The sequence below is a fragment of the Mucilaginibacter xinganensis genome, assembly GCF_002257585.1.
In the GTDB taxonomy this organism is placed as follows: domain Bacteria; phylum Bacteroidota; class Bacteroidia; order Sphingobacteriales; family Sphingobacteriaceae; genus Mucilaginibacter; species Mucilaginibacter xinganensis.
The window spans coordinates 3124350-3143985 of the sequence record NZ_CP022743.1; the positions used below are offsets into that span (position 1 = coordinate 3124350).

Annotated in this window: 15 protein-coding genes; 6 read left to right on the forward strand and 9 right to left on the reverse strand. The window is 41.1% G+C overall.

Annotated features, from left to right (window positions below):
* Nucleotides 1-9: 9 nt before the first annotated feature.
* From MuYL_RS13740 to MuYL_RS13755, 4 genes are all read right to left on the reverse strand, one after another.
* On the reverse strand, nucleotides 10-2778 hold the full coding sequence (locus MuYL_RS13740; protein WP_094571121.1) for a family 78 glycoside hydrolase catalytic domain: 2769 nt from the start codon (nucleotides 2776-2778) through the stop codon (nucleotides 10-12).
* A gap of 61 nt (nucleotides 2779-2839) precedes the next feature.
* Nucleotides 2840-3274 carry a hypothetical protein gene (locus tag MuYL_RS13745; protein WP_094571122.1) on the reverse strand — a complete coding sequence of 145 codons (435 nt, stop codon included), beginning with the start codon at nucleotides 3272-3274 and terminating at the stop codon, nucleotides 2840-2842.
* On the reverse strand, nucleotides 3275-3604 hold the full coding sequence (locus tag MuYL_RS13750) for a Rieske (2Fe-2S) protein (RefSeq protein WP_094571123.1): 330 nt from the start codon (nucleotides 3602-3604) through the stop codon (nucleotides 3275-3277).
* Between the two features lie 4 nt (nucleotides 3605-3608).
* Nucleotides 3609-4373 carry a hypothetical protein gene (locus MuYL_RS13755; protein WP_094571124.1) on the reverse strand — a complete coding sequence of 255 codons (765 nt, stop codon included), beginning with the start codon at nucleotides 4371-4373 and terminating at the stop codon, nucleotides 3609-3611.
* A 167-nt stretch (nucleotides 4374-4540) separates the two neighbouring features.
* On the opposite strand from MuYL_RS13755, the gene MuYL_RS13760 reads away from it, so the two are divergent.
* Entirely contained in the window at nucleotides 4541-5164 is a 624-nt protein-coding gene (locus MuYL_RS13760) for a 7-carboxy-7-deazaguanine synthase QueE (protein WP_094571125.1), read from the forward strand.
* A 139-nt stretch (nucleotides 5165-5303) separates the two neighbouring features.
* The gene (locus MuYL_RS13765) at nucleotides 5304-7205 is read left to right on the forward strand and encodes an OmpA family protein (protein WP_094571126.1); all 1902 of its coding nucleotides are present in this window, start codon (nucleotides 5304-5306) and stop codon (nucleotides 7203-7205) included.
* A gap of 91 nt (nucleotides 7206-7296) precedes the next feature.
* Here MuYL_RS13765 and recQ read toward each other — a convergent pair whose 3' ends face one another.
* On the reverse strand, nucleotides 7297-9489 hold the full coding sequence (gene recQ, locus MuYL_RS13770) for a DNA helicase RecQ (RefSeq protein ID WP_094572942.1): 2193 nt from the start codon (nucleotides 9487-9489) through the stop codon (nucleotides 7297-7299).
* 321 nt (nucleotides 9490-9810) lie between these two features.
* Here recQ and MuYL_RS13775 point away from each other — a divergent pair, with 321 nt between their 5' ends.
* Together MuYL_RS13775 and MuYL_RS13780 are read left to right on the forward strand one after the other, a co-directional pair.
* A complete protein-coding gene (locus MuYL_RS13775) occupies nucleotides 9811-10896 on the forward strand; it encodes a mannose-1-phosphate guanylyltransferase (protein WP_094571127.1) in 1086 nt (361 codons plus the stop codon).
* A 672-nt stretch (nucleotides 10897-11568) separates the two neighbouring features.
* Nucleotides 11569-13584, forward strand: coding sequence for a copper-translocating P-type ATPase (locus tag MuYL_RS13780; RefSeq protein WP_094571128.1), 2016 nt, complete (start codon nucleotides 11569-11571; stop codon nucleotides 13582-13584).
* A 165-nt stretch (nucleotides 13585-13749) separates the two neighbouring features.
* Here MuYL_RS13780 and MuYL_RS13785 read toward each other — a convergent pair whose 3' ends face one another.
* Both MuYL_RS13785 and rlmB read right to left on the reverse strand, forming a co-directional pair.
* Complete coding sequence (locus MuYL_RS13785; protein ID WP_094571129.1) at nucleotides 13750-14169, reverse strand: DUF2254 family protein; 420 nt, start codon at nucleotides 14167-14169, stop codon at nucleotides 13750-13752.
* Between the two features lie 262 nt (nucleotides 14170-14431).
* The gene (gene rlmB, locus MuYL_RS13790) at nucleotides 14432-15199 is read right to left on the reverse strand and encodes a 23S rRNA (guanosine(2251)-2'-O)-methyltransferase RlmB (RefSeq protein ID WP_094571130.1); all 768 of its coding nucleotides are present in this window, start codon (nucleotides 15197-15199) and stop codon (nucleotides 14432-14434) included.
* A 292-nt stretch (nucleotides 15200-15491) separates the two neighbouring features.
* On the opposite strand from rlmB, the gene dnaB reads away from it, so the two are divergent.
* A complete protein-coding gene (gene dnaB / locus MuYL_RS13795; RefSeq protein ID WP_094571131.1) occupies nucleotides 15492-17057 on the forward strand; it encodes a replicative DNA helicase in 1566 nt (521 codons plus the stop codon).
* Nucleotides 17058-17086: 29 nt separating this feature from the next.
* Here dnaB and chrA read toward each other — a convergent pair whose 3' ends face one another.
* Entirely contained in the window at nucleotides 17087-18289 is a 1203-nt protein-coding gene (chrA, locus tag MuYL_RS13800; protein ID WP_094571132.1) for a chromate efflux transporter, read from the reverse strand.
* Between the two features lie 141 nt (nucleotides 18290-18430).
* A complete protein-coding gene (locus tag MuYL_RS13805; protein ID WP_094571133.1) occupies nucleotides 18431-18772 on the reverse strand; it encodes a heme biosynthesis protein HemY in 342 nt (113 codons plus the stop codon).
* Between the two features lie 104 nt (nucleotides 18773-18876).
* Here MuYL_RS13805 and MuYL_RS13810 point away from each other — a divergent pair, with 104 nt between their 5' ends.
* Nucleotides 18877-19614, forward strand: a complete 738-nt coding sequence (locus MuYL_RS13810) for an electron transfer flavoprotein subunit beta/FixA family protein (RefSeq protein WP_094571134.1) — start codon at nucleotides 18877-18879, stop codon at nucleotides 19612-19614.
* Nucleotides 19615-19636: the final 22 nt, after the last annotated feature.

The window sequence follows — 19636 nt, forward strand, 5'->3', positions numbered from 1 at the left end:
ATATTGATGTTATCTGGTGTCTTTTACAGAAAAAGAATAGCTGCCGGAACCAACTGTCAAAACAGCTCGGTTATTTTCATGCCTTAACATCTTTATATCGCTGCGGTTTATTACCGGCCTTCCGCCCTCGGTCAACAAACTGTTTTTGCCGGCAGGCAGGTAAATTACAGCAGTTGTATTAACAGGGATGATAGTTTGCATAGTGAATAAACCGCTACGTTTTTGCCATTTATTAGCTATCGTTCCGTATGGCGATAAGTAACTTGCAGCAGCCCAGGTAACATTCCCTACAGGTTCAGGCCTAATCAGTATTTTGTCAAAGGCTACCGCGTTTGTGTCAGGTCGGATGCCGCTTAGTCCGCTGTAAAACCATTCCATTAAATGACCGAGCATAAAATGATTATTGGACGAGATTCGGTTGCCCTGCCAAGACTCCGTAAGAGAAGTGGCCCCCCTTGCCAATTGAAAACCATACCCCGGTACATCCGATCTGCTGTTCATATCAAATATCACATCTGAACGACCTGCATCATCCAATACTCTCAAAAGGTATCTATACCCTATATCTCCGGCTGTTAATCCATTATTATGATGGCGGAGATCTTTCACAATATTATCGATAACCATTTTCTTATTAACAGGGTCTACAATACCGGTATAAACAGCCATGGCATTTGCCGTTTGGCTTCCGGAACCGTACTGCATAGTTTGTTTATTGAAAAAGGCGTTGTTGAAAGCTATTTTAACTTCATCAGCTAACTCGGTGTATTTGGTAGCATCATTATGCTTTCCCAATAAACGGGCAATTTTCGAGAGAATAGTAAGGTCGTAATAATAAATAGCAGTTCCGGTAATGCCTTGTGGCGTTAGTTGTGATACGCCCGGCTCTTCGGGCCCAAGGTCATACCAGTCACCGAGGCCAAAATAAAGTAAGTTATTTTTTGACCTCTTTTGCAGATAAGCCGCATAGCGCACCATCATATCATAACTTTCGGATAATATCTGTTTATCGCCATACCATTGATATATATAATAAGGCATAATAATCCCATTACTCCCCCATTCCGGCGAATCACGAAACCCGCCGCCAAATTTTACATATTCAGGTGCAATATCAGGGATCAATCCTTCGGGTGTTTGTGAGTTGATCATATCCCTTACCACTTTACGGCATAAGGCGGCTATATCGTAATTATATCTGATAGATGGCCCCACCAGGTGGGCTTCTTCCAGCCAGCCGAGCTTCTCGCGGTGTGGGCAATCGGTAAAAACACTTGCTGTATTACTTTTTATGGCCCAGTCAATAAGTTTAAATGTTTTATTGAACAAATCATTTGAGCATTTAAATATGCCAATGCCGGCGGCTGAATTGCGGGTATGCAAACTTTTTAAAGCCGATATTACCGGCAGTTGCTTCATATTTGGTTGCCCCTGTGGCGTAGCACCCTCCACCTGGATATACCTGAAGCCGTAATACATAAACTGCGGATGCCAGGATTCCGCACCAACTCCTTTTAAAGTATAATTAAAATACACCGGGGTGCCCACCGCTTCCTGCGTAACAAGGCCTTCATTATCCAAAAGCTCCGCGGGCGTTAGCTTAACAACCGATCCTTTATTACCAGTTACAGTTATAAACGGAATTGCAGAGGCATTTTGCCCCATATCGTAAACCCATACCCCTGGCTTTGGTTGCGTGATCTTCACCGGTGAAAAATGGTCAAATATTTTCAATGGCTCTTCAGCCTGAATTTCTAATTTCCCGGGCCCGTCCACCAAAACTGCATTCTTCCAGTTGGCATCATTAAAGCCAGGTTGCTTCCAGCCGCTTTGTTCAAGATTTGCGTCGTAATCTTCACCGCCATAAATACTCGAAAAAGTCACCGGCCCGGGCGCAGTTTTCCACGACTGATCACTGATGACATCCTCTTCGCTTCCATCCGCGTATTCCAACGCTATCCTGCAGATCATTTTAGGATAACCAAATGCGCCTTTTAACTTGTGGTACCGTTCTCCCGGGATATAATAAAACCCGTTTCCCAGCATTACACCAATTGTATTTTTACCCGGCTTCAATTTATCCGTTACATCAAATGCCACGTACAGCACATGTTTATCATATTTTGTCCAGCCGGGGTCTAAAAAATGATCGCCTACCTTTTCGGCGTTAAGGCTTAAATCAAACTGGCCCAGCCCGGTTATAAAAACAGTTGCCTTTTTTACTTTTTTATGTATTGTAAATTCCTTTCGGATGATCGGCAGAACATCTTTCCCCTCCTTAAATCGTTTATCATTTGTATTTTCCAGTCCGGTAACTAAAAGTAGCGAGTCCGGCAGCTTTTCATACGCAATCCATCTGGCACCTTTCCAGTCTGATTTTGTAAAAAGTCCCATTTGCCACTTTCCCGTCTTGCTCCAGGCAGATGCATGATGCTGATTGTCCCAAATCATCACCTTCCAATAATAGGTTTTTGTAGATTCAAGCGGCTTACCGGCAAAAATTACCTCAAGACTTTGCGGTGATGCGACTTTTTTTGAATCCCAAATATTGCCGGTGTTTCTTTGTAAAAACGATGCATCGTCGGATACCAGGACTCTATAAGCGGTTTGCATTAAATTACGCTGATTACTGCTAATTTGCCAGCTTAAAACCGGATTTCGGGTATCTACCTCTACGGCATCACTTTTATACTCACAAGTCAGGTTGATAACGGCACTCTGGGCCAATAAACTTATTGTTATAAAAAGGGACAACAAAGTTGCAACGATCTTTTTCATCTATATATGATTAAAACAGCAGTTAGCCGGTAAAGGTGGCTATTGGTTAGCCCCGGCCTTATCAACCTAAATATTCCGCCGGAATTTGGTAATTTTCATTTTCGTCGCTCCAGGCCATTGAAGTAATCCGCCAGCTGTCATCAACCAAAACAAATTGTATATAGTTAATACCGCGGGGCAGGTTATCAATTTCGTGATCGGCAAAACTATACTCATACACACTAAGACGTTGTGCCACCTTCCCAAATATTTCTGTTTTTGAATACAACTCCCGTTGCATAAATTGCAACAGCGTCCCTTCTGCTATCTGGCTTTCCAGCGATTGGGTAAATGATGAAGCAGTAAAGGCGATTGGCTTACCAAAGCTATTATTTACCAGCAGTCCGTCTGCATAGAACAATCCGCTTACGTTTTCCAGGTCAGGCATTTCACCATCCTGAAAACTTAACGATTCATAAAAATCTTCCGTTATATAATCAATAGCTCTTACGTTCATTTATTTATTAAATAGTTTTGTTATATCCTCCCATATTGAACGAACCCCTACATAAGCTGTACCGCCATCCTTTTTAACGGCATATGTCTTTAGGAATTCACCGCTCCCTTTGCCTGTTTGCAAATCAAAGGAATTACCATGAAGGGGACAAATGATTTTTCCGTTCTCACACCAGCCCTTACTAAGGTCAAATCCCTGGTGAGGGCACATCGCTGATACGGCAAAAATATCGCCATTGTAACCAACAACACAAATGGTTTGGTTACCTGCTTTTATTTTAGTTACAAATGGGTTATTAATATCTGCTACTGGTATCCGGTACCACTTCATAGGTTTAAAAATCTATCTTTAAATTCATTAATGACGGATTTTTAATTACATCATCCATGTTAGTTATCAGCGTTACCCGCTTTCTGTCGAGCGATACGATGGCCTTGGGGTTATTTACCTTTTTCACCGGTTTTGCAAAGTTAAGTATCACTTTATAGGGCATGTCTATCAGCATGGCTTTTGCCATTGAAAACGCCGAGGAGGTCCTTTTTAAAAACGCATTAAACTTTGTTTTATCAATTACGCGGTAAAATTTATGCGGGGTTATTTCATAAGTATAATAATCTTCACCGGCCACCAATTGTTGCGCATCAAACCCCATCGGTTGTTTCTCATTTTTCGAGATAGATTTTAACTGGCTATTCATGGAGATTTTTGAAATATGTTTAAGGTAATACTCCAGGTCGGATGAGTTTTTTGCCAGGTGATTAACACTAACCTTCATTATGCTTTTTTTCAAATTCATTTTTATAGACAGGTTACTGCTTTTAGCCATATTGGCTTCTTCAGCATTCATCTTGAGCTGGGTGGTATCAGGCAGCGCTGAATAGAAATTAAGCGTTGTATCTTTCACCAACGAAAACTGAGGGGTAGCTTTCACAGAGTCTGACATTAAATTCATCAATACCGATACGGCACTGCTCATATCAAACCCATAAACCACATTACAGGATCCATCCTGTTTAAAATTATATTGCTCCTCAATGTCAACACACGAAGAAAAGCAAAGCAGAACGAAAAATAGCACAGGTAAGTATAGTTTTTTCATAATGCAAAATTTAAGTAATAATAGTAAATTTCAGATAAAAGGCAAACAGTTTACCGCATACTGCTTCCTCTAAATTATCGTTTAATTATCATAATTCATACCTTTTACCATTAGCTTTCCACCTTTACCCAGATTTTGCTTCAAAAAGTGTATTTTTGCCGCCTATTATGGCACACCAGATACCGGAAGACGGCACATTGCTTCCATTAATGGAAGAATTTTATACGATACAGGGCGAAGGATATAATACAGGTAAGGCTGCCTATTTTATTCGCCTTGGTGGCTGCGATGTGGGCTGCCACTGGTGTGATGTTAAAGAGAGCTGGGATGCTGAATTACATGCGTTAACGTCTGCTGATCAGATTATTGAAAACGCCTCCAGGCATCCTTCAAAAGCCGTGGTGGTAACTGGCGGAGAACCTTTAATATATAATCTTGACTATTTAACCGCAGGTTTACAAAAACGCGGAATTAAAACCTTTATTGAAACTTCGGGTGCCTATCCCCTTTCCGGCAGTTGGGACTGGATTTGTTTATCGCCAAAAAAATTCAAGTCGCCAATGCATCTTGTTGCTGCAAACGCCGACGAACTGAAAGTAATTATATTCAATAAATCAGACTTTGCGTTCGCTGAAGAAAATGCTAAGCTTGTTTCACCAAATTGCAAGCTCTTTTTACAACCGGAATGGTCTAAATCAAAAGAAATGACGCCGCTGATAGTTGATTACGTAATGAATAATCCGCAATGGGAGGTATCATTGCAAACGCACAAGTATTTAAATATACCATAAGGTAAACAATCGGTAGTTCGGGCTTTAAAACACCGCCCGTCTTTTCTTTTCTTGATTTGCCGGCATCACACATTCGTACTCAAATTTCACATCCCCAAAAAAAATGTAACTTAGGTTACGAAATCACGTATCAAAACCAATGAGAGTTTTAGTGTTCTCGGTTCTGTTATTTTTTATTACCAGTTATTCATTCGCCCAACAGAGGCAATACTCTACCACCGATAGAGACGCAATTAAATTTTTCGCCCTGGCCAACACTAACCTGGACGATCATATGTACGATGAAGCGGCTGAAAATTTGCAAAAAGCGATAGAGGCCGATGATAAATTTATTGAAGCCCACGCCGTGCTTGGTGACCTGCTGCGCCAAATGCGTAATTACAACGCAGCTATAGCGCAATTTAAAAAAGTAATTACATTAAATCCGGAATTTAACCGGGCCGTTTATCTTAAAATCGGCGAAATGGAAATAAACAGCTCGCAGTATGAATTGGCACAGCAACACCTGGAAAAGTATTTAACTTACCCAAATATAACTGCGCAAAATAACGCTTACGCTCAAAAATTAATAGCCGACTGTAAGTTCAGTATTTTGGCTGTTTCCCACCCGGTACCTTTTAAACCGGTTAATTTAGGCCCTGCCATTAATACCGAAGCTGATGAGTACCTCCCGGTTGCCACGGCAGATGAAGCGACTTTGATATTTACCCGGAAAATAAACAACAACGAAGATTTTTATAAGAGTAATAAGGAGAATAATAAATGGCAAACAGCCACTTACCTGAGTGACCTGATCAATACCCCCCAGTATAATGAAGGGGCAGAATCAATATCGCAGGATGGCAAGTATCTGTTTTTTACAGGTTGTAACCGCCCGGATGGCCTTGGGCGCTGCGATATCTATATAGCTCAAAAAAAAGGCGATAACTGGGGCAAACCATTCGATCTGAGTCCGCCTGTAAATACTACAGGTTGGGAGTCGCAGCCATCTATAAGTGCTGACGGGAAGACCCTTTACTTTGTAAGTAATCGTAAAGGCGGCTATGGTGGGTATGATATTTGGAAATCGTCATTATCTGATAAGGGCTGGGGCGAACCCGAAAACATGGGGCCAAACATCAATACAGTTTATGATGAGCAATCTCCGTTTATTCATCCGGACGACAGCACATTTTATTTTTGTTCAAACGGATGGCCTGGCTTAGGCGGAAAAGACTTGTTCATGAGCCGCCTGGGCAAGGATGGCAAATGGCAAAAACCCGAGAATCTGGGCTACCCTATCAATTCAAGCGGCGACGAAAACGGACTTACGCTCACAGCCAACGGTACGTATGCTTTTTTCTCGTCAAACAACCTAAATGGCTTTGGCGGATTCGATATTTATACTTTTGAGTTGCCTGCAAATTTACGGCCGCAACTGGTTACTTATGTAAAGGGCACAGTAAGCGATGCCAAAACCAAAAGACCGCTTGAAGCGGCCGTAGAGATTATAGATTTGCAAAAAAATGAAGCTGTTTACCAGGATTACAGCGATGACTCGCAGGGTGCTTTTTTGGCAACCTTAACTGCCGGGAAAAACTATGGCTTAAATATTTCCAGAAGCGGGTACTTGTTCTATTCGGCCAATTTCTCACTGGTAGGACATGAGCCTAAAAACCCATTTGAAATAGCTGTTTTACTTGAACCGATAGAGATCGGCAATAAAGTTATCCTGAACAATATATTTTTTGACACTAATAAATTTGATTTGAAAACAGAATCGGTTGCGGAGCTACAGCAACTGGTATCTTTTTTAACGGTTAACCCAACGGTGCATATCGAAATATCCGGCCATACCGATAACGTGGGCAATGATCAGCTAAATCAAACCCTTTCAGAGAACAGGGCTAAATCTGTTTACCAATATCTTGTCAGCAATAAGGTTGCTGCAGACCGGCTCGTTTTTAAAGGCTACGGCAAAACACAGCCCATAGCCCCAAATACAACAGAAGAGGATCGTAAAAAGAACCGGAGAACAGAATTTAAGATAATAGCCAAGTAGCTAAATACAAAAAGCGTAAAGTAAAAATCCGGGATATTTACTTTACGCTTTTGATCAATATTTTGAGCTTTGGCTGTGTTGCTTACAAAGCTTAATTCCCCATTTCAGATAAGAATTTTATTCGCATCAATTGAATCTCTTCAATGGTATAGTCGTCATTACCCAGGTGGGCCAGGGCATCTTCTATTGAATCAACCTCGGCCGTACGGAAATAATCAAATACTTCCTCTTGCTTATCCTCATCAATAATTTCATCAATGTAATAGTTCAAATTCAGTTTTGTACCGGAGTTAACAATAGTTTCAACCTCTTTCAAAATCTCCTCATAGGATAATCCTTTAGAAGCCGCGATATCATCAAGATTTAAATGGCGGTCAATATTTTGAATAATGAACACTTTAAGGGCTGATTTATTTGCGGCACTTTTGATTACCATATCAATAGGGCGGTCAATATCATTATCCTCAACGTACTTCTGTATCAGGTCGGTAAAAGGTTTTCCGAATTTAAGCGCCTTGCCCGCCCCAACACCAGAGATTTGTTTTAATTCTTCGGTTGTAATAGGGTAATGTGTACACATCTCCTCCAGCGAGGGGTCCTGAAATATCACGAACGGAGGCAAACCCTTTTGCTTGGCCAGCTTTTTACGCAGGTCCTTAAGCATCTGCAATAACTCCGTATCCAAGGCGCCGCCACCCTGTTTAGGGCCATCAGCGTCATCATCATCGTCTGCCGCTTCAATAGGCTTATTTAATACAAACCTAATGCTGTATGGATTATCAATAAATGAATTCCCTAATTTAGTTAAACGCAGCAAGCCATACTGATCAATATCCTTAGATAGGAAATTATTGAGTAAAGCCTGCCTTAACAAGGAGTTCCAAAGGTTCAGGCCATCTTCCTTGCCTGATCCGTAGTATTCAAGCAGGTCATGTTCATAATTTTTTATCTGTGCATTATCTTCACCCATAAGGATGCTGATAATGTGATGATCATCAAACTTTTCACCTATTTGTTTAATCAGGCTTAAGGCCTTATGTAGATGCAATTCGCCATCAAAATGTTCTTTAGGTCCGCAACAATTGTCGCACATGTTATTGCAGCCTGCTTCATTAAAGTTCTCCCCAAAATAATGCAGCAGCTGTTTACGGCGACAAACTGATGATTCAGCATAGTCAATTACTTCTTTCAATATTTGGGTACCAATTTCGCGTTCTGAAACCGGTTTATCTTTCATGAACTTTTGAAGCTTGTCGATATCTTTCTCTGAGTAAAAAGCCACGCAAACACCTTCGCCGCCATCGCGCCCGGCCCGGCCGGTTTCCTGGTAATATCCCTCCATGCTCTTCGGCACATCGTGGTGAATTACATAACGAACATCAGGCTTATCAATCCCCATCCCAAAAGCTATAGTTGCCACAATAACATCTACATCTTCCATCAGGAACTTATCCTGCGTATCTGCCCTTACCTTAGGATCTAAACCTGCGTGATACGGCAATGCCTTTATGCCGTTCAAATTTAACGCCTCGGCAACTTCTTCAACCTTTTTGCGGCTAAGGCAATAAATAATGCCCGACTTACCCTGGTTTTGCTTAACAAACTTTACAATCTCTTTTATTACATTCCGTTTAGCGCGCACTTCGTAAAAAAGATTGGAGCGGTTAAACGATGATTTATAAATAGTTGCATTGTTCATTTGCAGGTTTTTTTGAATATCCTGCTGAACTTTTGGTGTGGCGGTTGCCGTTAGGGCAATAATTGGAATGTTATCACCAATATTACTGATTACCTGCCGGATTTTACGATATTCCGGGCGGAAGTCATGCCCCCATTCAGAAATACAGTGTGCCTCATCTACAGCTACAAACGACACCTGGTTAAGGCGTAAAAAATCTATATTTTCCTGCTTGGTCAATGATTCTGGTGCAACGTACAATAACTTGGTTTTACCAGCAAGCACGTCTTCCTTAACTCTTGTAATATCTGATTTTGTAAGTGATGAGTTTAAAAAATGGGCGATACTGTCTGAACCACCAAAGGCCCTTAACTGATCAACCTGATTCTTCATTAATGCAATTAGAGGGGAAATTACAATTGCCGTACCGTCACTCATCAGGGCTGGTAACTGGTAACACATGGATTTACCACCACCTGTTGGCATAATCACAAACGTATCGTTACCCGCCAATATATTAGTTATAATCGCTTCCTGCTCTCCCTTAAAGTTATCGAACCCAAAAAAGTTCTGGAGATTATCGAAAAGCGACTTCTTCGTTTCTATCATTATAAATGTATTCTTTGATTGTATTTAAAAGTTTAAAGTAACAAATTTTTCTCAATAAACGATGGAATTACTTTAAAATTTTATATAAAAATGATTATTCATTCAAAAACAATTTGTTTATTTATTCCGTTTAACATCCCGTAGTAAGCGGAGGTTTTTATTTAGTTTTATTTAATTCTTAATTTACAAATTAATAACCAATTTTGCCCCGCGTTTACCAAATAAAACTAACATGAGTTGCATAAAAACAAAATCGCTCGTAATAGTTTTTTTACAATAAAAAACAAACCGTTTTAATGAAAATTGTTTAATTAAAATATGAATAAAAACTACTATGCCATTATCATGGCAGGCGGTATTGGAAGCCGTTTTTGGCCCATCAGCCGTACATCATACCCTAAACAATTTATTGACATACTGGGTACCGGTAAAACATTGATCCAAAACACCTATGACCGGTTCCTGAAAATATGCCCAAAGGAGAATATTTATGTTGTAACAAATGAAATTTATACCGGGCTGGTTAAAGAACAATTGCCTGATATGACAGATGATCAGATCCTGACAGAGCCGGTAATGCGTAACACAGCGCCGTGCGTTGCTTATGGTTGTTTTAAAATAGAAAACCTTAACCCCAATGCAGCAATTGTAGTGGCACCCTCTGATCACCTGATCCTTGATGAAGCTGCGTTTATAACCACAATTGAAAAATCGCTGGCCGTAGCTACAGAAAACAATTGCTTAATTACACTGGGAATAAAGCCTTCAAGACCCGATACAGGTTACGGTTACATCCAATACACAGAACAAAGCCTTAAGAACGACTTTTTTAAGGTTAAAACCTTCACTGAAAAACCCACCCTCGAGATAGCCAAAACGTTTTTACAAAGCGGTGACTTTTTATGGAATGCAGGGATCTTTGTTTGGTCGGCAAAAGCTATTGTAAATGCATTCAACAGTTACCTGCCGGATATGTATGAAATTTTTGCAGAAGCAAGGCCCGTGTATAACACTGGTAATGAAAAGCAGCATATTCATAAATCTTACCTGCAATGCACCAATATCTCTATCGACTACGGAATAATGGAGAAGGCTGACAATGTTTATGTGCTGCCCTCGGAGTTTGGTTGGAGCGACCTTGGTACATGGGCGTCAATATATGACCTGGCTGAGAAGGATTACGTAGGCAACGCCGTAATACCTGCAGAAAAAGTGATCATGTACGATTCATCAAACTGTATGGTTAACGTACCCGGAGAAAAACTGGTTATATTACAGGGATTGCATGATTTTATTGTTGTAGAAGCCAATAACACGCTGCTAATATGCCCCCGCGACCAGGAGCAAAATATTAAAAAGGTGGTTGCAGATGTAAAACAACAATTTGGCACAAAGTATATTTAGTAATCATTGACCGGGAATTGGGGATCAGTTCCTTTATATTTTGATAGTAAAGCCCTTGTAAAACAACGCAAGGGCTTTACTATCCTCCCGTCTCTGATTAGATAAGCCCAATTACTATTTACGATTGTTACAATTTATAGTCTGATTTATCCTTTCGCCGAAATGGATCCCCGCCATAAAAGATAAAAAATCAAGCGAATCAAAATATACTGTTTATATCCAGTTTTACCTTGCCGGTAAATAAATACATCAACGCATAAATTATTTACATTGTATTTCTTTTACTTGCTGGTAAATGTCTCGCCCAAAAACTTACCTGAGGCGACAAATAAAGCCTGAACAGGCCATTATCAATTCCTAATCGCTAAATTCAATAACAGAGCCTGACCTGTTAATGGATGTGGTTGACCGCGTGCACGGCCTGGGCGTTAAAGGTGATTACTTAAGCCAGATAAAGAAAAATATATTAATCAAGCATAAACATTTCATAAATCCGTATGGTGAAGAAATGCAGAAGGTCCGCAACAGGAAATGGAGCAGTAGTCAATGAATTAAGAACACCGACTTGCCCAACCAGGTTCTTCTTGCTAATAACAATGGCCTGTGTAGATAAATATCACGCCCCTTGGAACATTTGGCCTACTCATTTGTCTTTTATTAAGCCCAAAAGATATGGAACATCAGCACAAAATAAAGAAAGACCCCTGCAAAACTGCTCAACCGATGAAGATGGGAGCGCATAATCATCACGCGACGATGATCGAAGATTTTAAAAAACGGTTTTATGTGGTGTTGATCCTTACCGTTCCTATCATGCTGCTCTCAACCATCATCCAGCGTTTCATGGGCGTCAACTGGCAGTTTACCGGATCTTCCTATATTTTGTTTGCGATGTCGACTATTGTTTTTATTTATGGTGGCTGGCCGTTCCTGACGGGTTTGGTTAGTGAGGTGAAGGCAAAAACCCCGGGGATGATGTTCCTGATCGGCTTTGCTATTACTGTTGCTTACAGTTATAGCGCGGCTATCGTATTCGGATTAAAAGGAATGGATTTTTTTTGGGAGTTGGATACTTTGATCCTGATCATGCTTTTAGGGCACTGGATAGAAATGCGGTCGGTGATGGGAGCCTCCAACGAGTTGGAGCTATTGGTTCAGTTAATGCCTTCCGATGCGCATAAGGTTATAGATGATAAGGTTCATGATGTAAAAACGGATACCTTAAATGAAAAGGACATTATCCTTGTAAAACCGGGCGAAAAAGTGGCAGCCGACGGGATCATACTAGAGGGTGAAAGTTACCTGAACGAAAGCATGCTGACCGGGGAATCAAAACCGGTAAAAAAAGTAGCTGGAGATAAAGTAATTGCAGGATCGATCAATGGCAATGGCTCTTTTAAAGTTACGGTATCACATGGCGCGAAAGACTCGTACCTCTCGCAGGTAATCAAGTTGGTTGATGACGCACAAAAATCAAAATCACAAACGCAGTTACTTGCAGATACAGCAGCAAAATGGTTAACGATCATTGCCCTGGTGACCGGTATTTCTACATTTTTATATTGGTTTTTAACAGGGCACACCTTATCATTTGCGATGGAAAGAATGGTAACAGTAATAGTTATCTGTTGTCCGCATGCCTTGGGATTGGCTGTGCCCTTAGTGGTAGCTAAATCAACAGCCCTGGCCGCAAAACATGGATTACTGATCAAAAACAGGAACGCATTCGAAGATTCGAGAAAAATCACCACGGTCGTATTTGATAAGACAGGAACATTAACTGTTGGGAAATTTGAGGTTTCAAAAATAGTGTCACTCAATAAGGACTTAAAGGAAAATGAAATAATTCGTTTGGCATCTGCGTTGGAGCAAAAATCGGAACATCCAATTGCGACAGGTATCCTGCAAAAAGTAAAAGACTTGTCTATCAAAATTCCGGCAACTGAAAAATTTAATGCCATAGCAGGAAAAGGTGTAGAAGCAATTGTAGAAGGTAAAAAGATATTGGTTATCAGCCCGGGTTATTTAAAAGAAAACAAGATCACTATTCCTGATGGCTTTACTGCTGATGACACAGAAACGGTTGTATTTGTAGTAGTTGATAAGAATATGGCCGGATATATTACTTTGTCTGATAAAATACGACCAGAATCCGCAGGGGCTATTAACACTTTAAAACAAGAAAATATTAAATCCATCCTGCTTACAGGCGATAACAGCAAAGTTGCAGCAAGCGTAAGTAAAACCTTGGGGATGGATAGTTTTATTGCCGAAGTATTACCCGATCAAAAGTTGAAAGAAATAAAAGCGCTACAGCAAAAAGGCGAATTCGTAGCGATGACGGGAGACGGTGTAAACGACGCTCCTGCACTGGCACAAGCCGACGTCGGTATAGCTGTGGGTTCAGGAAGCGATATAGCTGCTGCAACTGCGGGAATAGTTTTGGTGAACAGCAATCCAAATGATATTGTGAGTTTGATCTTGTTTGGTAAAGCGACGTATCGAAAAATGATTCAGAATCTGGTTTGGGCAACGGGTTATAATGTTATTGCATTGCCATTGGCTGCAGGGGTTTTGTACAACCAGGGTATTGTATTAAGCCCGGCCATTGGGGCGGCATTAATGACGGTTAGCACAGTGGTTGTGGCTATCAATGCCAGCTTGCTTAAAGTCAAATATACAAAGTAAAGATCCCGTTTCTTTAGTATTTAAAGTGTGACTAATGTAACTTTTGGTTGGAGTTACATTATATCGGCAATCCTATTTTTTACTTTTTTCAGCATTTCAGTCAAAATCTGTTCGTCTTCATTATCTGGCTGAGCGTATAATAATTGCGAGATCATCGGTTGTAAGCTATTCTGGATGTAACGGTCTTTGACGCCAATCCCATATTGGGTAAATGTATTCGGAAAATAATTCATTAAAGCTTCTGCCAGTAAGATGAATCGCTGCTTGTCCGGCCTCGTCGCAAATCTCCAGTTCGGTGTTATGTTTTATACGATATTGAAAAAGGTCGGCTAAAGCGTGGATACTCAACACCGCGGTTTTCGGATCGTTGATGCCGTGGCTGAGGGCTTTTAATGCCACCTCGGTCAATTGGTGAAAACCATAATAGAAATTTTGTTTCACATCCCGTCCTGAATAAAAATCAAGCAGTAAAAGCAAGTTGTCTTTTTGCGTTTTGCTAAGCGCTGTCAAAAAAAGTCGATAACCGACTAAAAGGGAGTATAAAGAATATGAATTACGTAACAAGTAAAATGGCGATTGGGCCATGTTTGGGTCTTATTTAGGTGGATTTTATAACTATGCAGAAGCCAAAGTTGTTTTTAGCAAATTATACTATGGGAATGATAACGGCAGGATTTATTTCGCCGCTAAAAATTCTGTAATCTAATACATTCAATAATCAATCAATGCGAAGTAAAACTTAAATAAGCGATGACTTTAGGATGCTTCGCCCTATGAAAATTCAATATTCTACCAGCGCTTCTCATTAAGATAACTTGATGTTTGGCTGGTCATAAGTGACCGCCTTTCAGCCAACAGCTAACCGCTGCCTGATCGCTTCATACAGTATCACCCCTGTTGCCACTGAAACATTTAACGACTCAATTTCACCATACATTGGGATTTTGGCAAGGTGATTTGCAATGCGGATGATATCGTTGCGTACACCGTCTTCCTCTGACCCCATCACTATCGCTGTTGGCATGGTATAATCCGGCTTATAAATATATTCCTGTGTTTTCTCGGTACAACAGATCAGCTGTAAGCCCGACTCCTGCAAAAACTTCACTGTCTGCATAAAGTTATCATGCCTGCAAACCGGAATCTTGTACAAGGCCCCTGCTGATGTTTTTATAGAATCAGGATTAATTTGGGCTGAACCTTTTGCAGGAACAACTATAGCATGTACCCCACTGCATTCGGCAGTACGCGCAATGGCACCCATATTACGCACATCAGTTATTGAATCAAGTACCAATATTAGGGGGACTTCCCCGTTCTCATATATGGTGGGAATTATATCTTCTATCTTTTGGTAAATAATTGGCGATATAAAAGCGATTACTCCCTGGTGATTTTTCATAGTGATCCGGTTAAGCTTTTCAACCGGAACCTGTTGAGCGGTAATATTGTATTCGTGCAGTAAAGCCCGCAACTCATTCAGCAATTCGCCACCTATCCCTCTTTGAATATATAAAGATTCAATCTCTTTTCCTGAGCGGATGGCTTCAATTACTGCGCGGGTCCCAAAAACTAACTGGTTGCTTTCCCGTGGCTCCCTATTGTTATATGACATTGTCTGTTTTAATTAAGGCTGTAAAAATAGCCATATTAATTGATTTTAGAGTTTATTGAACCAATGCACCATTTTGGTTTTTTATAATAGTTAACATTTTCAAACATTATCAACATACACTCAAATTATTGACAATCAGACCATATTTAAAGTTGCTAACATTTTACAAACATCAGATGTTAACCGTAGTGGTTAAAAACAGCCTGTTTTTAAACCATTTTTTTTTATAAAAAACCACGAATGTTGATTAATCCAATACCGGGCAGAATAATTTTTGTATATTTTTGTTCCGATGATTTTGGAGAACGATAACCAGTATAGTAAACCCAATACCGACCGCAGAAGCAGAGTGACAACGCCAACTCCCTATAGCGGGCTTGGTAAGCTGCCGCCACAGGCAATTGACCTTGAAGAGGCGGTACTGGGCGCGCTGATGTTAGAGAAAGATGCGCTGTCTTCGGTGATCGATATTTTAAAAGCTGATGTTTTTTATAAAGACAGTCACCAAAAAATATTTGCGGCTATCCGCATGCTATTCGAAAAATCATCCCCTGTAGATATTCTTACGGTTACAGCCCAGTTACGCCAGCAGGGAGAGCTTGAAATGATAGGCGGCGCTTATTATATCACAGAGCTTACCAACCGGGTTGCGTCGGCTGCTAATATTGAATATCATGCCCGGATCATTATACAAAAATTCATCCAGCGCGAATTAATACGAATCTCCACAGAAGTTATCCAGAGTGCCTACGAAGATACTTCGGACGTACTTGATTTGTTGGATAAAGCCGAGAAAAACCTTTTCGAGATCGCGCAGAATAACCTTCGGCGCGACTCGCGCAAGATGGACGACCTGATGCACGAGGCGTTAAAGGAAATTGAAGCCCTTAAGGATAAAAAAGACGGACTTACCGGTGTAGCATCCGGGTTTACAGACCTTGACCGTATGACCTCCGGCTGGCAAAAATCTGATTTGGTTATTATTGCAGCCCGCCCCGCCATGGGTAAAACAGCGTTTGTATTAACTTGCGCCCGCAATGCGGCGGTTGATTTTAACAAACCGGTGGTTGTGTTCTCGCTCGAGATGTCGTCTGTTCAGTTAGTTAACCGTTTAATATCCGGTGAGACCGAGATTGAGCAGGAAAAGATCCGTAAAGGGAATATGGAGGAATGGGAATGGCAGCAGATCCACTCCAAAATTGGCAGACTGGAAGCAGCACCCCTGATAATTGATGACACCCCGGCTCTTAATATTTTTGAATTCAGGGCTAAATGCCGCCGTTTAAAGTCACAGCACGACATACAGCTAATCATCGTCGATTATTTACAATTGATGCACGGCAAAGCCGCTGACGCAAAAGGCGGCGGTAACCGCGAGCAGGAAATCGGTAGTATCTCAAGGGCGTTAAAATCGGTAGCAAAAGAATTAAATGTGCCCGTTATAGCGCTATCACAGTTAAGCCGTGCCGTTGAAAGCCGCCCCGGAGGTTCCAAAAGGCCGATGCTTTCGGATTTGCGTGAATCGGGTTCAATTGAGCAGGATGCGGATATGGTATTATTCCTTTATCGTCCTGAATACTACGGACTGGAAGTTGATGAAGATAACATGCCTACTGCGGGTGTGGGCGAGGTAATTATAGCCAAGCACCGTAACGGTGAAACGGGCCGTGTAAGGCTTAAATTCGTTGGTAAGTTTGTTAAGTTTACCGATTTAGACCAGGGAATGGATGGCTCATTCTCACCTACAAATGCATTCTCCGGCTTAACCCCTTCAAACGAATTTGAAAAACCAAGCAATTTTATCATCAGGCCATCTAAAATGGATCAGATGGATGATGATGATTCAGCTCCTTTTTAGTCGGGTTTTCTCAAGATCAGAAGGCGGCACTAACTAAATAAAAGCCCCAATCCTATCCCTAAAAGGATGATAAAAGGTGCTTTTATTTTTGTATAATTTAGCAGTAAAAAGGAAACTGCCATAATTAAATAAGCTTTCCAGTCTAACCCGAAAGGCCTGACCAGCAAGATCAGCGCGGTAGCCATAAAGCCTACAGCCACTGCATTAATTCCGCTCAGGGAATTTTTTATCCGCGTTATTTTTTTCAGATCATTCCAAAATGGCACAATGAACAGTATAAGTATAAGTCCGGGTGCATTTATCCCGATAACGGCTACCAGGCTTCCGAACACCTGCCCTACAATACCTCCGCCTTTGTTTCCCATAGCGATGCCGCCTAAAAAAGATGTAAAGGAAAACGTGGGGCCCGGTAACGCTTGCTGCAACGCGTAGCCGGAGAGGAATTCGGAGTTTGTTAAATAGTGTTTTACCTCAACAAACTCCGTGTACATGAGTGGTACCAGCACCTGTCCACCGCCAAATATCAGGATGCCGTTACGGTAAAAATTCTCAAACAAACGAATAGGAAGGCTGAAAACTGAAGTTTGGTTTACCACCGCTCCAAGCGCTGCAAAAAATAGCAGGATGCCGATGAAATAAGTTACCTTATTGGGATTGACGTTTGAAAACAATTTAACGCGCAATTCATTTTCCTGCGGCTGCGTTTCTAACGCCGATGAAATAATCCCTCCTAATAAAATAAGCAGCGGAAACGCGTAGGCATTTTGAAGTATCAGCGTGGCGATGAGCGAACCGATGGCAAGCATAGTACTTACCCGGCTTTTTAAGAATTTATTGGCGAACGTATATGTAGCGTAGGCTACAATGCCAACAGCAATAGGTTGCACAAAGCGCAGTATAGCTGTAAATTTAGCCTTATCGGCAAACATTTTGTAGCTAATAGCGGCCATGCACATTATAGTTGCCGAAGGCAGGATCCAGATCAGGAAAGTAATGATGGCCAATTGAAGGCCTCCTACTTTCCATGCTATGCCAACCAGCGTTTGTGTTGATGACGGACCCGGCAATACCTGCGCTAATGCATTAAGCTCCATTAACTCCTCTTCCGTTATGTACCTGCGTTTCTCAACAAATTCGCGCAGCAAAACAGCAATATGTGCCTGCGGGCCGCCAAAAGCCGTAAAAGTGTATAAGGTTACATCGCGTAGAAAAATAAGATGCCTTTTAGTCATTTTTTAGTTCATAGTGGCGGTTCATAGTTTATAGCCGAAAAGAGGTGTGATTTGAATATTCATTAATCAATAATGAAACCGTCAAATTGAAATATTTGCGATGTCATAACTGTATGTGAAGCTACAATCAACTATAAACCACTAATAATCGTCGTCGTCATCGCCAAAACCTGTCAACTCATTATAAACAGCCTGCAGTTCAGAAAATGCATGATTGTCGTGCTTTTCCCGGGTCACTATCATTCCTGTTTCATAAGTAGCTATTGCATCCGGTTTGCGGCCCAGCGCTTCATAAAGCTTACCGAGATGATAGTACGTACCTGTATAACTGCGGTGGTTGTTTACCAGGTCTTCATAATATGCCAGTGCCTTACCCGTATCATTCATCCGCAAATATTCGGTTGCCAGTGCGTATTTCAGGAACGGATCTTCCGGTTCATTTTTTATAAATTCCAATAGCTTCTCTAATCTGCTTATCTGCATTTTAAACTCTCTCTTTTTTAACTAAATTTGCATAAACCTATTTATGACTGAAAAACGCATTTCGTTCATTTACTTATAGGTATTCATCTTTAAAAAACAGCATGATGAAAATCCTGGTTTGCATAAGCAATGTCCCTGATACGACGACAAAAATAACTTTTACTGATAATAACACCCAATTTAATAACAATGGTGTTCAATTTATATTAAATCCTTACGATGAGATTGCTTTAGCGCGTGCAATTGAACTTACAGACGGCGATAATGGCTCAGTAACAGTAATAAATGTAGGCGAGGCAGCAACAGAGCCAACCATCCGCAAAGCACTGGCTATTGGCGCTACGGAGGCTGTACGCATCAATGCAAAACCGCATGACGCGTGGTACGTGGCATACCAGGTAGCGCAGTACGTAAAAGCAAATCCTTTCGACCTGATCTTAACCGGCCGTGAATCTATTGACTATAACGGTTCAAAAGTATCCGGTATGTTGGGCGAGCTTTTAGACCTGCCATCGGTTTCTATCATTAAAAAATTAGATATTGATGGGGACAAGGTAACTGTTGAACGCGAAATTGAAGGCGGCAAAGAAATATTGACTATTCCACTACCCATTGTTGCGGGTACAGCAGAAGGTGTTGCTGAACCTAAAATACCAAATATGCGCGGCATTATGTCGGCACGCACAAAGCCGCTGAATGTTATTGAGCCGGTTGAAGTAAAAACATTTTCAGAAATCATCAGTTACGAAACACCTGCCCCACGCGGCCAGGTTAAACTAATTTCTGCCGATGAGACCGCCAAACTGGTGGATCTGCTGCATGATGAAGCACGGGTTATTTAAGTAAAAGCCTTAATCTTATAAA

What these genes read in the sequence shown, in the direction of transcription:
- MuYL_RS13740 (WP_094571121.1), bottom strand. Translation starts at nt 2,778, where the DNA reads ATGAAAAAGATCGTTGCAACTTTGTTGTCCCTTTTTATAACAATAAGT.
- MuYL_RS13745 (WP_094571122.1), bottom strand. Translation starts at nt 3,274, where the DNA reads ATGAACGTAAGAGCTATTGATTATATAACGGAAGATTTTTATGAATCG.
- MuYL_RS13750 (WP_094571123.1), bottom strand. Translation starts at nt 3,604, where the DNA reads ATGAAGTGGTACCGGATACCAGTAGCAGATATTAATAACCCATTTGTA.
- MuYL_RS13755 (WP_094571124.1), bottom strand. Translation starts at nt 4,373, where the DNA reads ATGAAAAAACTATACTTACCTGTGCTATTTTTCGTTCTGCTTTGCTTT.
- MuYL_RS13760 (WP_094571125.1), top strand. Translation starts at nt 4,541, where the DNA reads ATGGCACACCAGATACCGGAAGACGGCACATTGCTTCCATTAATGGAA.
- MuYL_RS13765 (WP_094571126.1), top strand. Translation starts at nt 5,304, where the DNA reads ATGAGAGTTTTAGTGTTCTCGGTTCTGTTATTTTTTATTACCAGTTAT.
- MuYL_RS13775 (WP_094571127.1), top strand. Translation starts at nt 9,811, where the DNA reads ATGAATAAAAACTACTATGCCATTATCATGGCAGGCGGTATTGGAAGC.
- MuYL_RS13780 (WP_094571128.1), top strand. Translation starts at nt 11,569, where the DNA reads ATGGAACATCAGCACAAAATAAAGAAAGACCCCTGCAAAACTGCTCAA.
- MuYL_RS13785 (WP_094571129.1), bottom strand. Translation starts at nt 14,169, where the DNA reads ATGGCCCAATCGCCATTTTACTTGTTACGTAATTCATATTCTTTATAC.
- rlmB (WP_094571130.1), bottom strand. Translation starts at nt 15,199, where the DNA reads ATGTCATATAACAATAGGGAGCCACGGGAAAGCAACCAGTTAGTTTTT.
- dnaB (WP_094571131.1), top strand. Translation starts at nt 15,492, where the DNA reads ATGATTTTGGAGAACGATAACCAGTATAGTAAACCCAATACCGACCGC.
- chrA (WP_094571132.1), bottom strand. Translation starts at nt 18,289, where the DNA reads ATGACTAAAAGGCATCTTATTTTTCTACGCGATGTAACCTTATACACT.
- MuYL_RS13805 (WP_094571133.1), bottom strand. Translation starts at nt 18,772, where the DNA reads ATGCAGATAAGCAGATTAGAGAAGCTATTGGAATTTATAAAAAATGAA.
- MuYL_RS13810 (WP_094571134.1), top strand. Translation starts at nt 18,877, where the DNA reads ATGAAAATCCTGGTTTGCATAAGCAATGTCCCTGATACGACGACAAAA.